Source organism: Acidisphaera sp. L21 (genome assembly GCF_009765685.1).
In the GTDB taxonomy this organism is placed as follows: domain Bacteria; phylum Pseudomonadota; class Alphaproteobacteria; order Acetobacterales; family Acetobacteraceae; genus LMUY01.
The window spans coordinates 1-478 of the sequence record NZ_LMUY01000126.1 but is presented as its reverse complement, the minus strand read 5'-3'; the positions used below and the strand labels follow the sequence as shown (position 1 = coordinate 478).

At 67.4% G+C, this 478-nt stretch carries 1 protein-coding gene; it reads right to left on the bottom strand.

Annotated features, from left to right (window positions below; genetic code table 11):
* Positions 1-127 precede the first annotated feature (127 nt).
* The coding region (locus tag GSQ76_RS24040) for an inorganic phosphate transporter (RefSeq protein WP_335904934.1) at positions 128-478 on the bottom strand (351 nt) is incomplete at its 5' end.

Genomic DNA, 478 nt, shown 5'->3' with positions numbered 1-478 from the left:
CGGGAGACCAGCGTGGTCTGGGCGGCCCTAATTGGCCGAATGTTCCTGCAGGAGAAGCTCTCCGCCCGCCGTATTGCGTCCTGCGGCGCCATCGCAGCCGGAGCGGCTTGCCTGGCCTTGTGAAAGCCTATGCCCAGTGGCCGACGGCTTCGACGATCCAGTAACATACGGCGGCGACGGCGGCCGACGCCGGAAGGGTTATGCCCCAAGCGACCACGATGCCGCGCACGATGCGCCATCTTACCGCACTGGGACGGCGCGCGGCTCCGACGCCGACGATTGAACCGGTGATGGTGTGGGTCGTCGAGACGGGGATGCCCAGCCACGTCGCGCTGAACAGCGCCACGGCGCCGCCGGTCTCGGCGCAGAAGCCCTGCATCGGCGTCAAGTGGGTGATTTTGGAGCCGACTGTCTTCACGATGCGCCAGCCGCCGTCAACGTGCCCAACGCCATGGCGCTCTGGCAACTCAGCACGACC